7 protein-coding genes are annotated in these 12,768 nt (G+C 70.8%); 1 reads left to right on the forward strand and 6 read right to left on the reverse strand.

Features of this window, described 5'->3' with window-relative positions; genetic code table 11:
* Positions 1-90: 90 nt before the first annotated feature.
* The 6 genes from trxB to NMN56_RS06765 form a co-directional block, all read right to left on the reverse strand.
* Entirely contained in the window at positions 91-1,071 is a 981-nt protein-coding gene (gene trxB / locus NMN56_RS06740; RefSeq protein ID WP_274042831.1) for a thioredoxin-disulfide reductase, read from the reverse strand.
* Between the two features lie 105 nt (positions 1,072-1,176).
* On the reverse strand, positions 1,177-2,514 hold the full coding sequence (locus NMN56_RS06745) for a hypothetical protein (RefSeq protein ID WP_274042832.1): 1,338 nt from the start codon (positions 2,512-2,514) through the stop codon (positions 1,177-1,179).
* A complete protein-coding gene (gene sigM, locus NMN56_RS06750; RefSeq protein WP_274042833.1) occupies positions 2,511-3,275 on the reverse strand; it encodes an RNA polymerase sigma factor SigM in 765 nt (254 codons plus the stop codon). The genes NMN56_RS06745 and sigM overlap by 4 nt, the downstream gene beginning before the upstream one ends.
* A gap of 52 nt (positions 3,276-3,327) precedes the next feature.
* Entirely contained in the window at positions 3,328-5,526 is a 2,199-nt protein-coding gene (locus NMN56_RS06755; RefSeq protein ID WP_280842747.1) for a hypothetical protein, read from the reverse strand.
* Between the two features lie 118 nt (positions 5,527-5,644).
* The gene (gene murJ / locus NMN56_RS06760; protein WP_274042835.1) at positions 5,645-8,131 is read right to left on the reverse strand and encodes a murein biosynthesis integral membrane protein MurJ; all 2,487 of its coding nucleotides are present in this window, start codon (positions 8,129-8,131) and stop codon (positions 5,645-5,647) included.
* A gap of 38 nt (positions 8,132-8,169) precedes the next feature.
* Positions 8,170-11,019, reverse strand: a complete 2,850-nt coding sequence (locus tag NMN56_RS06765) for a DUF6049 family protein (protein WP_280842748.1) — start codon at positions 11,017-11,019, stop codon at positions 8,170-8,172.
* A gap of 183 nt (positions 11,020-11,202) precedes the next feature.
* Between NMN56_RS06765 and NMN56_RS06770 the strand changes: the two genes are divergently transcribed.
* Positions 11,203-12,687 carry a CCA tRNA nucleotidyltransferase gene (locus tag NMN56_RS06770; RefSeq protein WP_274042837.1) on the forward strand — a complete coding sequence of 495 codons (1,485 nt, stop codon included), beginning with the start codon at positions 11,203-11,205 and terminating at the stop codon, positions 12,685-12,687.
* The last annotated feature ends 81 nt before the right edge of the window (positions 12,688-12,768 follow it).

The raw sequence follows: 12,768 nt of genomic DNA on the forward strand, positions 1-12,768 counted from the left end.
GGTTCTCCTCTTTCTTGGTGTGCTTCAGGTGCTACAGGTGGCGAGCGCGGCGGAGGGTGCGAGGTGTGGACGGAGCCCTTGGGCTTCCGCTCAGACCGTCGCGGTCTCCTTCTCCGGCTCGGGGGTCTGCTCGCTGTCGCTGAGGGCGGCGAGATAGCGCTCGGCGTCCAGCGCGGCGGAGCAGCCGGTGCCGGCCGCGGTGATGGCCTGCCGGTACGTGTGGTCAACGACGTCGCCTGCCGCGAAGACGCCGGGGACGTTGGTGCGGGTCGAGGGCGCATCCACCATGAGGTACCCGTCCTCGTCGAGGTTGAGCACCCCCTGGAACAGCTCGACGCGGGGGTCGTGGCCGATGGCGACGAACAGGCCGGTCACGTCCAGCTCGCGGGTCTCGCCGTTCTCGGTGTCCCGCAGCGTCAGCCCGGAGAGCTTGCCCTCCTTGCTGTGGATCTCGGCGACCTCGCTGTTCCACGCGAACTTGATCTTCGGGTCGGCGAAGGCGCGCTCCTGCATGGCCTTCGAGGCACGCAGGGTGTCGCGGCGGTGGACGATGGTCACCGAGTCGGCGAAGCGGGAGAGGAAGGTCGCCTCCTCCATCGCCGTGTCGCCGCCGCCGATCACGGCGATGTTCTGCTCGCGGAAGAAGAAGCCGTCGCAGGTCGCGCAGTACGAGACGCCCCGTCCGGACAGCTCGTCCTCCATGGGCAGTCCGAGCTTGCGGTGCTGGGAGCCGGTGCTGACGATCACGGTCTTCGCACGGTGGACGGTGCCTGCGGAGTCGGTGACGGTCTTGATCTCACCGGAGAGGTCGACGCTGGTGACATCGTCCGGGATCAGCTCGGCACCGAAACGCTCCGCCTGGGCGCGCATGTTGTCCATCAGCTCCGGGCCCATGATGCCCTCTTGGAACCCGGGGAAGTTCTCCACATCGGTGGTGTTCATCAGCGCGCCGCCTGCGGTCACGGAGCCTTCGAACACCAGCGGCTTCAGCGACGCGCGTGCGGTGTAGAGCGCGGCCGTGTATCCGGCGGGGCCCGAGCCGATGATGATGACGTTACGGACGTCGCTCACGGGAGTCTTCCTTGTCTGCCGACTGCTTACCGGGATCTTCTGCCGAGGCTTTCACCTCATCCAACGGATCCTACGGGGCAGACATTCCCGTGCCACGAGGGCGTGTCACCCGCGCGGGTACGTGCGCTTGAGGAGCACTTTTCCCGGGCCTGACGGGTCCGCGCTCACGCAGGACGGGTCGACCACATAGGCGTCAACGCGCCGGGGATCACCGCCCTCGTGCGGCAGCACCAGGAGGTATCCGGAGTGGCCCTCGTACGAGGCGTGGGCGTCGACCGCGAGCGGGCTCTCGTCGCGGTGGATGCCGTCGCGGACACAGGAGGGGGCTGCGCCCATGCCGCCGGCCCTGTCCTCCCGGAGCGTGGTGTCCCCGCTGGGGCTCCGCTTGGTGTCGACCGTCGGCGGGTCGGAGGGCTTCCCCGGCTCCGCGTTCGATCCGCTCTCTGAGGGGGCACCGCTGTCCTGGCGGGCGAGGAGACTCTGGACACGCTGCTTCAGCTGACGGTCACCCTCGGCGTCGGACTTCGCGCTCTTCCCGGAGCCGTCCTTGGACGCCTGGTCCGAACTGGCCTCCACCCCCTGGGGGTTGCCGCTGAGCGACTGGATCGTGATGCCGCCGATGCTGAGTACGGCGACCGAGGCAGCGGCGATGAGCGTGGCCGTACGCCAGCGCCGGGCCCGGCGTCGTCCGCTCGTACGGGAGGCACGCCCCGGCCCTGTGGCGCCGGACGCGTGTCCGGGCGGACGGTCGGAGCTCCGTGTTTCACGTGAAACATCGGCGGGGGCGGGGTCTCCGGCAGAGCCGGCGTCCACGGGAGCGGCGTCGGCCGTGAGCGGGTCGGCGTCGGCAGGAGCGGCACCGGCCGTGAGCGGGCCGGCGTCAAGGGGGGTGGCGTCGGCGGAACCGGCGTCGATCGGGTCGGGGACAGCGGCATCGTCGGCGGCGTCGGCGGCGTCGGCGGAGCTGGGGCGCGACTCGGCCGCGGCTGCCGGGGCCGCCGTTTCGGGCTCCGGGCTCTCCAGGTGGTCTGGGGTGCCCGAGCGCTCCGGGTGATCCTGGCGCTCCTCGCGCTCCGTTTCACGTGAAACGGAGACGGGGGCAGTGGCGGTGGCGGTGGGATCGGCGTCTGCGTCGGGGTCCCCGTCCGGGTCTCGGGCCGGGGGGACAGTTGCGTCGAGCAGGGCTTCGGCGGCGAGCGCCGCGTCGATCCGGCTCGCGATGTCCTCCGGCATCCGGACCGTGCCAGGCAGGGTGCCGAGCGTGTCGCGGATCTCGTCCAGTGAGGTACGTACGTCGGCGCACAGCTCGCAGTGCGAAAGATGGGTGCGAACGGCCTCCTGCCGCTCGACGGGCAGGATCCCCTCGGTGAGGGCTGAGATCTCGGTGACTTCCGGGTGCTCGTCCTGACCGGATGCGTCGGACGTGGAAGGAGTCGATGTCATGCCTGTCCCCCTCCTCCTTTCACGGCCCCGGATCCGGTGCTGTCCTCAGGAACGTCCTCAGGAACATCTCTCGCTGCTGGGACGGATGTCCCCTGAGTCCGGTTCCTTCCCCTGCCGGAGGGTGGGGTACCCCCTCCGGCGCCGTTCGGATGCAGGTGAGCGAGGAGGGGCAGCAGGCGCGCGCGACCGCGTGCGCAGCGGCTCTTGACGGTGCCGACGGCGACATCGAGAACCTCGGCCGCCTCCGCCACCGGATAGCCCTGCATGTCGACGAGTACGAGCGCGGCGCGCTGTTCCACGGGCAGCTCGGAGAGCGCGGCGATCAACTGGCGGTGGAGGTCCTGCCGTTCCGTGGGACCTGCCGCCGACTCGTGCGGCTCAAGGAGCTGTTCCAGGCGCTCGGTGTCGTCGGTGGGCGAGGCGCGGCGGGAAGCCGCCTTGCGGGCGCGGTCCAGGCAGGCGTTGACGGTGATGCGGTGCAGCCAGGTCGTCACCGCCGACTGGCCGCGGAAGGTGTGTGCCGCGCGGTACGCGGAGATGAAGGCGTCCTGTACGGCGTCCGCCGCCTCCTCGCGGTCCCCGAGGGTGCGCAGGGCGACGGCCCAGAGGCGGTCGCGATGGCGGCGGACGATCTCACCGAAGGCGTCGGCATCACCGGCGACGTGACGGGCGAGCAGGTCGCGGTCGTCCGCCACGGTGACGTTGCCGCTCGTTGCGGCTTCCGTGTGCGGTGGACGGCGCGTCACGTCGTCGCTCGCCATCAGCCCCTCCCCTCGCTCCGGCGCCCTGCCGTCCGGAGCGGTGTCCGCGGTCTCAACTGATGACCTGGACCTCCGTGACGCGACCACGGTAGTTGCCCTCGTTCGTGAGCGGGAGCTTGGTGAGCCACAGGAGTACGAAGCGCGTCTTGACCGGCTTCTTGGCCTTGAGGTTCAGATGGTCGCCTGAGCCGCTGGTGACCTTCTTGAAGCCGTCGAGCGTGGTCGGCATGGAGCTGGCGCCCTTGGGCGCCGCGTAGAAGCTCGCCGAGGTCTTGCCGATGAAGTCGGCCTTGAGCTTGCTGACCTGCTGCGACTTGCCGAGGTCGTAGATGACGCCGGCGCCCGACTTGAGGTTGCCGAAGTTGGGGCGGCCGATGTACTTGCTCGTGAGCCAGTAGGTGCCGGCGTCTCCGTCGTAGGAGTCCTTCACCTTGTCCGGGTTCTCCGAACCGTCCTGGCTCTCCGGGTCGAAGTCGTTCGCGTCCACGATCTTGATCGGCTTGCCGACGGGAGTGGGCTGCGGAGCGTGCGCCTGCTTGGGCTCGTCCTTGGGCGGCTCGCCCTTCAGCAGCGCGTCGGCGACCTGCCAACTGCCCAGCCCCAGCGCGGCGATGAGCAGCGCCGAGACACCCCACTTCAGGACCTTGCCCGTACGTCCCGGCAGGGCCGGGGGCGCGGGCGGTTCAGCGGCCGGTCGCGCGGCGGGGCCGCCCGGTGCGGCGCCGTTGCCCGGGCCTCCCGGACCGTAGGCACCCTGCTGGTACGTGGTGCGCTGGTAGGGCGGCGGCGCGGTGAAGGCAGTCTCGGGCGGCCGGATGCGGGGGATCGACGCGACGGCCTTGGACAGCTCCTCCGGGGTGGCGCAGGGCTGTTCCTGGCGCGAAGCGGTGGCGCCGTCGTTGACGAGGGCGCGCATGGCCAGCGTGGACAGGCCACGGTGGACACCGGCGCGTACCTGGTCGGGCGCGAGCAGCGTGCCCTTGGCGAGGGTGCCGACGCCGGGCAGGCCGTGCGCGTCGTCCTCGTACGGCCAGCGCTGGGTCAGCGAGGCGTACAGCAGCGCGCCGATGGCCTCGGTGTCGTCCCGCTGCGCGTGCTCGCTGGTGACGCCGCGCAGGGCCGCGTTCACGGCGAGGCCCCTGATGCGGTACTGGCCCATGCCCGTACGCAGCACGCACGTGGGGGTGAGGCGGAGATGTGCGAGGCCCTCGCGGTGTGCGGCGGTGAGCGCCTGGGCGAGCTGGCTGACGAGTTGGTACGCCTCGTGCGGGTCGAGGGAGCCGGTGGCGAGGAGTTCGTCGAGCGGGGTGGCGTCGGGGAGCCACTCATGGACGACGTAGACCAGGTCGTCCTCCTCGACCGCGTCGAGGACCTGGACGAAGCGGGGGTCGCCGAGGAGCGCGGCGGAGCGTGCGGCGGCGAGCACATGGCGGGCACGCGGGTGTACGGCCGGCAGCACATGGACGCCCACGGCGCGGCGCAGCTTCTCGTCGACGGCACGCCAACTGCTGAAGCCGTCGAGGCGGGTGACGCACTCCTCAAGACGGTAGCGACCGGCGAGCTTGTGGCCGCTGTGCAGCTCGGGAGCGGGTTCGTCGGCTGCATCGGCAGCTTCGGCTTCGTCGGGTCCCGCGGTCCCGGCGGTCCCGGCAGGCTCGTCGGCTTCGGCGGGCTCGTCGGATTCTTCGGTGGAGGGCGCGGAAGAGGCGGGATTCTCGGACGACGCGGCGCTCACGGGGGAGGCGGGAGCGTCCGTCGGGCCGCCCTGGGGTCCGGACTTGGCTCTGTCTCCGGGCTTGCCCGGCCTGCCCGGCTCGCCTGGTTCACCGGGCTCCTCGCGCCCCTTGGCCTCCTCGGCCCGTACTGCCGCGGCCTCTTCGGATACGGCCTCTTCGGCCGCGGGGCCCTCGGATACGGGTCCCTCAGCTACGGGTCCTTCGGCTGTGGGCCCCCCGGCTGCGGGGCCCTCGCTGCTCCTGGTCCCGGAGGGCCCGGTTGCGGCTTCCGACCCGGCCGCTGCCTTTTCGGCGCTTTCGGGTGCGGGGTCGTCCCCGGGTTCGTCCCGGTCAGGGGAGTGGGCGGTGGAATCTGCCGGTGACTCCTCCGAGAGTTCGGTGCCGCTGTTGGGCCCGTCCTTCGCGTCCGTCGCACCGTCGCTCGTGGCTCCGCCGTCCTGCTGGGCGGTCAGCGGTTCGCCGTTCTCACCGCTCGTCTCGGCCACGCCGACAGCGGCTGTGCTCCGTTCCGCCACCGTCGTTCCTGCCTCCCCATCCGTAGCAGCCATTTCTTGAAACAGCCAAAAACAATTGTGCCTACACTCCGCCGCTATGCACGACACACGGCGGCGAATGATGGTTGTATGCGCCGGTTCATCGTCCGAGTCTGGCGCGAACCATGCCGAGCATCGCTGTCATTTCCTCAATTCGCATCCGCTTCGCAGCTAGGACGAAGACGGCGCCCAATACGATCCCTCCCCCGACAAGTGCCGCGACCGCTCCGAAGGTGTCGCTGCCCAGAACCCGCATGATGCCGTAGGCGGCTGCCCCGGCGGCAAGGGTGGCCGGGACGCTGGCGCCGGCGAGGCGGATGTACGTACGGACCACGCGGCGCCCGTCCAGGTCGCCGCTCAGCCGGTTGCGCAGGCGGCGCCAGGCGATGCCCACACCGATGATGTAGGCGAGACCGTAGGAGGCGGCCATGCCGACGACGGCCCAGCGCGGCGGCAGGAGCAGGAAGCACGCAGCCGAGGCCGCGGCGTTCACCGCGGCGACGATGACGGTGTTGAAGAACGGTGTGCGCGTGTCCTCGTACGCGTAGAAGGCGCGGAGCACGACGTACTGCACGGAGTAGGGGATCAGGCCGAGGCCGAAGGCCATCAGCATGTAGCCCATGGAACGGGCGGCGTCCTGACCTGCGGAGCCGTAGATCATCAGGCACATCGGGATGCCGAGGGCCAGAAAGCCGAAGGAGATCGGGACGATGGCGACGGCGGAGTTGCGCAGACCCTGCGAGATGTCGTCGCGTACGGCGCCGGTGTCGCCGTCGACGGCGGAGCGGGAGAGCCGGGGGAGCAGGGCCGCCATCACCGAGACCGTGATGATGGCCTGCGGCATGTTCCAGATCAGCTGTGCGTTGGAGTAGGCGATGTAGCCGGTGCCCGAGTGGCCCTCCTGGGCCGCCGTGTCGCCCGCCCAGGTGGAGAGCTGGGAGACGACGAGGACGCCCGCCTGGTTGGCGAGGACGAACAGGATCGTCCACTTGGCCAGCTTGGCGGCCTTGCCCAGACCGTGTCCGCGCCAGTCGAAGCGGGGCCGGATGTGGAAGCCCGCTGCCCGCAGATACGGGATCATCGCGAGCGACTGCACGATCAGGCCGAGCAGGGTGCCGACGCCGAGGAGCCTGATGCCCTCGGGCGGGATGGTGGTGACGGCCAGTTCGGAGCTGGCGGCCGTGCCGTACACCCCGAGGAACATCGAGATCGTGGCGATGATGACGATGTTGTTCAGGACCGGCGTCCACATCATGGCGCCGAACCTGCCCCGCGCGTTGAGCACCTGGCCCATCACCACATGGATGCCCATGAAGAAGATCGAGGGCAGGCAGTAGCGCACGAAGGTGATGGTGACCTCGTTGGCCGCTGGGTTGTCGGCGAGCTTGACCGACATGAGGCGGACCAGGAGGGGCGCGGCGAAGACGGCGACAGCCGCCATGATGCCGAGGATCACCGCGACCAGGGTCAGCAGCCTGTTCGCGTACGCCTCGCCGCCGTCGCCGTCCTCCTTCATGGCGCGGACGAGCTGCGGCACGAAGACGGAGTTGAGGCCGCCGCCGACGGTGAGGACGTAGATCATCGTCGGCAGCGTGATGGCGAGCTGATAGCTGTCACCGAGGGCCGAGGCGCCGAGCGCGGCGACGATCATCGCGGAACGTACGAAGCCGGTGAGCCGGGAGACCATCGTGCCGGCGGCCATTATCGCGCTGGACTTGAGAAGGCCGCCGCCTCCACCGCCGTCGGACGGGGGTGCCGGTGCGGGCGGGACGGGTGGCGGCGGCTTGACGGTGCCCAGGTTCACCGTGGGCGGTGAGGGCTCCTCGGCCGCGCCGGGGGCACCCGGTTCGGGCGCCTCGGGCTGAAACGGCGGCTGTCCCCTCTGCTGCGGATGCTGCGGGGGCTGGCCATGCTGTGGCTGCTGGCCGTGGTGCGGGGGCGGCGGCTGGTGCGGTTGTTGCTGTGGCCGCTGCCCGTACGGGGATTGAGCGGGCTGTTGCTGCTGGTGGGGGGGCTGCGCGGGGTCGGGGCCCGGGTGGGCTCCCTGGTCGCGGTAGAGGTGAGCGAAGGCGTCGTTCCCCTGCTGCGGAGGCCGCGGGGGTTGCTGGTGCGGTGCGGGCGGTGCGGGCGGTGCGGGCGGTGCAGGCGGAGGGGGCTGTGGGGCCTGCGGGGGTTGCTGCGGCTGCTGCGGAGCGGGCGGGGGCGGCTGCTGCGCGGCGCGGGGGCCGTCGAGGAGGTCGTCGACGCCGGTGAACTGGACGGTCGACGGATCGTCGCCGTACGGCATCCTGCGCGAGGGCCCGTCGTCGGGCTCGGGCGCGGGGGTCGGCGCCCACACATAGGGGTTCGGCGCGTGCGGCCCGGGCTCGGGCTGCTGGTAGAGCGCGTTCGGGTCCTGCACGGCGCCGGGCGGTGGCGGGGGGTGCGCGGCACGGTCGTAGCGTGCCTCGTCCACCGGGTCCTGGGCCGAGGGGTCGCGCTCCTCATACGGATCGCGCGCGTACGCGTCCCGCACGTACGGGTCCTCCGGCTGACCAGAGCCGTCGCCGGGAGTCCGGTCCCGGTCGCCGCCATACGGCGCGTTCATCGTCGCTACCTACCCCTGCCCCTGTTCGCCCAGCTGACTCAACGGTCCACCTTCTCACCCGTCCCCGGGGGGTTGCCGTTTTGCCGGTCGGTGTCGCCTTTGGCACCGTCGCTGCTTTTGTCCGGCTTCCCGTCGTCGCCGCCGTGGTCGCCACCGCCACCGTCGTCGCCGTGGTCGCCACCGTCGTCGTTGCCGGAGTCACCGTCGTCGCCAGGGCCCCCGCCGTCGCCCTTGCCGTCCTTGGGGTCCCTGTCGTCCTCGCCGTCCCGCTGGTCCCGTTCCCGGTCGCCGCCGTTCGACTCGGCGGGGGCCTTCGGCGTGGCGGGGGCCTTCGGCGTGACGGGGTCCTGCGGCTCGGCGGTCTCCGATGCCGACGACTCCGGCTCTTCGGTCCCGGAGGGCTTCTCCGCGTCCTCGTCCCCGGAACCGGTATGCGGGCCGACCTGCGAATCGGTCCGCGAGCCGGCCTCCGTGCTGCTCTCCGCTTCGTCCTCGGAGCCGCTCCCCGGGCCGCCTTCCGAGCCGCCGCTCCCCGGGCCGTCCGTGCTCTCTCCCTCGGCCGTCTCCAGCAGCGCGTCCGGGTCGGGGGCCGGGCCCTTGCGCTTGCGCTGGGTGTACATGCGGATGCCCGCGAGGACCATCAGCAGGACGCCGCCCGCGATGATGAGGAGCACGGTCGAGGTGTAGGAGGTGACCTTGACCTCGAAGGTCACCTCTTTCCCGTAGGGCTTGCCTTCCTTGGTGTAGAGCTGGGCGCTCACGAAAGCGCGGCCGTTGTTGCGTGCCGTGGTGGCGAACTTGAGGGACTGGCTGTGGCCGCCGTCCACCACGACCCGCTGGCGCTCCCCCACATCCAGGCCGATACGGCTGGACCGCAGTTCCAGCACCAGGCCGTCGACGCGCTGGAAGAGGTTGTTCTGCACGGTCACGGGGATCGTGGCCTCGCGGCCCGAGAGGGTGATGTTGGACTTCTTGATGAGCCGCACCCGCTTCTTCAGGCCCATCAGATAGCTCTGCACGTCGTCGCGGAACTCGGACGCCTGGCCCGCGTGGCCGCGCCAGGCGTTGGAGACCTCGCGGTCTATGGCGTTGCCGAACGGCGGCACGACGCGGTCGGCGCGGCTGAGGATGACCTGGAAGTCCTCCAGGGTCTCCCTCGTTCTCCTTACCTGGTCGAACGCCGAGGTCGGCAGCTCGCTCTTGCGCAGCGAAGCGGGGTAGGAGCCGGGGCCCGGCACCCGGGTGCCCGCACCCGGGTCGGGCTTGGCCTTGGCGGCGTCGGAAAGGCGGGTGCTCTGGGTCCAGGCCCCGCTGTCGTTGAGCGCCTTGACCCCCTGGGCCATCGCCTGCGCCTGCGAGACGGACGGCATGCGCTGGGGCGCGACGACGACGCTGCGCTCGCGGGTCGGCATCTGGCGGGCCAGCGAGAGCGACTGCGCGAGGAACTGCTGTACGGCCTGCGACGAGGTGCCGGCGTCGGACATGTCGCCCTGGAAGGCGGTGGACAGCCGCGCGTCGGCGACCACCGCCGTGTTGCCGCTGCCGATGGGGCGTGCCGCCGTCGGGGAGTAGGAGAGCCCGGGGTCGCGCATGCTGTCGCTGCGCGCGATGACGTTGTGCGCGCCGGCCGAGGTGGCGACGTCGACGATGGAGGAGTCGACGGCGCCCTCGTACGGCCAGGCGAAATCGGTGCTGGGCTTGGTGTGCAGGACCGTCTCGACGGTGGTTCTGCCGAGCTCGGTCGCCGAGCCCAGGTGGCTGAGCGACCCGCGTACGTACTTGCCGCGGTGGGCCAGCGAGGCGAGGTCGGGGTCACCGAAGGGAAGGGCGACGACCTCCTCGCCGCGCACGGCCTTCTGCAGCTGGTTGAGCCAGCTGCGCGCGTACTCCGAGCCCTTGCCCGCGACGGTGCCGGTCCCGTTCTCCTTCTTCACGCGGTAGCGCCGGGACATCAGGTCGACGGTCGCGAGCAGGTCCGGGTCGATGACCCAGGTGATCGGCAGGTCGTCGCCGAGCGCGACCATCTGCTGGAGGCGTCCGCCGGGTGCCAGCTCCTTGGCCAGGGACTCGTTGGGGAAGACCGGGGTCTGCTGCTCGTCGGACTCGGTCTCGGCGGTCAGCCGGGGGGTGCTCATGACCGGCCACAGGTAGGTGAACTGGGACTTGTTGCCCATGCCCCCCTTCTGCCAGGGCACGAACGTACGGCCCATGCCGAGGATCTGGTCGTACGGGCGTGCCTTGGTGCGGCCCGTGAGGGAGACGCCGAGCTGGTAGACGCCGTCGGGGCCGAGGTTGAGGGCGCTGACCGGTAGCTTGAGCGTGAAGGGGCGGCTGATGCCGGGGGCCATCCCGCCGACCTTCACGGTGTGCTTGCCGCCGATCGCGTTGCCCTCGGCGCCCGAGACATAGCCCTTGCGGCGTGACGCCTGCTCGATGGCGCTGCGGCTGTTGAGCGTGGGGCCGGTGCGGACGTCGAGGTGGCCGCCGCCGATGGTGGCCCGGCTGTTGTTGGTGACCGTGCCGGAGAGCGTGATGTCGCCGCCGGCCTGGGGGACGGACGGGGTGACGCTGTTCACCGAGACCTCGGCGCTGCGGGAGCCCCCGGCCGCTGCGGGCGCGGCCGGTGCCGAGGAGGGGCGCGCCGCGGCCTGTGAGGCGGAGGCGGGGGCGAGGACGCCCGCGAGGATCGGGAGGGTGGCGAGGAGGACCGTGGCGGCTTTGCGGGTGCAGCGGCGTAGTCGTACGCGGGCCGCTCCTCGCGGGCGTTCCGTTCGCAGACGTTCCGTCGCGGTGGCGGTCTCCTCGGCTGCGCCGGCTCTCCCGGCGGCTCCGGTGCTGTGCGCACCCCCGGGACCAGGGGGAGCCTGACTCTCAGCCGCCTCGGCCACGCGCTCGTCCGTCCCGTCGTCTGTCGTCGTGGATTGGGTGTGGGTGGTGGTCGTCCGTTCTGAATCCCTGATGGTAACGATGCCTGGACGGCTGAAGTGCCGCGCGTCCACCTCATGATCAGTTACGCGTCCGACCGGGCGCAGCGCACCTCGCGTGTGGGGGGCAACGTACCCTGTGCTGTTGTGCCGAACGCCAACAGTGACAGCCAGTCCCAGCAGCCAGCCGAGCCCGCCTCCTCACCCGCAGCCGAGCAGCTCAGCGCGGTGCAGCGCCGTGCTGTGAGCGAGCTGTTGCGGGTCTCTCCGGTGGCGGACGACCTAGCGGAGCGCTTCCGGGAGGCCGGTTTCCGGCTCGCTCTCGTCGGCGGTTCGGTACGGGACGCGCTGCTGGGCAGGCTCGGTAACGATCTGGACTTCACCACCGACGCGCGGCCCGAGGACGTGCTCGCCCTCGTACGGCGCTGGGCGGACTCGGTGTGGGAGGTCGGTATCGCCTTCGGCACGGTAGGTATCAAGAAATCGGACTTTGTCCTGGAAGTGACGACGTACCGGTCGGAGATCTACGACCGTACGTCCCGCAAGCCCGATGTCTCCTACGGCGAGACCATCGAGGAGGACCTGGTACGCCGGGACTTCACCGTGAACGCGATGGCGGTCGCGCTGCCTGACAAGACGTTCGTCGACCCGTACGGCGGCCTGGAGGATCTGGCAGCCCGCAGGCTGCGCACGCCGGGGACACCGCAGGACTCCTTCTCCGACGATCCGCTGCGGATGATGCGCGCCGCGCGCTTCGCCGCGCAGCTGGACTTCGAGGTCGCGCCCGAGGTCATCAGCGCGATGAAGGAGATGGCCGACCGTATCGAGATCGTCTCCGCCGAGCGGGTGCGGGACGAGCTGAACAAGCTGCTGCTGTCCGCACGCCCGCGCAAGGGCCTCCAGCTGCTGGTGGACACCGGGCTCGCCGACCGGGTGCTGCCCGAGCTGCCGGCCCTGCGCCTGGAGCGGGACGAGCACCACCGGCACAAGGACGTGTACGAGCACTCGCTGACCGTGCTGGACCAGGCGATCGACCTGGAGGAGGACGGTCCCGACCTGTCGCTGCGGCTGGCGGCGCTGCTGCACGACATCGGCAAGCCGAAGACACGGCGGTTCGAGAAGGACGGCCGCGTCTCCTTCCACCATCACGAGGTCGTGGGCGCCAAGCTCACCAAGAAGCGGATGACCGCGCTCAAGTACCCCAGCGACATGATCAAGGACGTCTCGCGCCTGGTCGAGCTGCATCTGCGCTTCCACGGCTACGGCACGGGCGAGTGGACGGATTCAGCGGTACGGCGCTACGTACGGGACGCGGGCCCGCTGCTGGACAGGCTGCACAAGCTGACGCGTTCGGACTGCACGACGCGCAACAAACGGAAGGCCAACGCGCTCTCGCGTGCCTACGACGGCCTGGAGGAACGCATCGCGCGGCTCCAGGAGCAGGAGGAGCTGGAGTCGATCCGGCCGGACCTGGACGGCAACGAGATCATGCGCGTGCTGGACGTGCGCCCCGGCCCTGTGGTCGGGCAGGCGTACAAGTACCTGCTGGAACTGCGGCTGGAGCACGGCCCGATGGAGTACGACGACGCGGTGGCCGCGCTCAAGGAGTGGGCGGCGAAGCGGGAGGACTGACGGCGCCTGGGCCCGATCCGGGCCCAGGTCCCGGTCCAGCACCTGGTCCAGCACCCGGTTCAGCACCCCGTTTCGATCCGG

This window comes from Streptomyces iconiensis, from assembly GCF_028657195.3.
In the GTDB taxonomy this organism is placed as follows: Bacteria; Actinomycetota; Actinomycetes; order Streptomycetales; family Streptomycetaceae; genus Streptomyces; species Streptomyces iconiensis.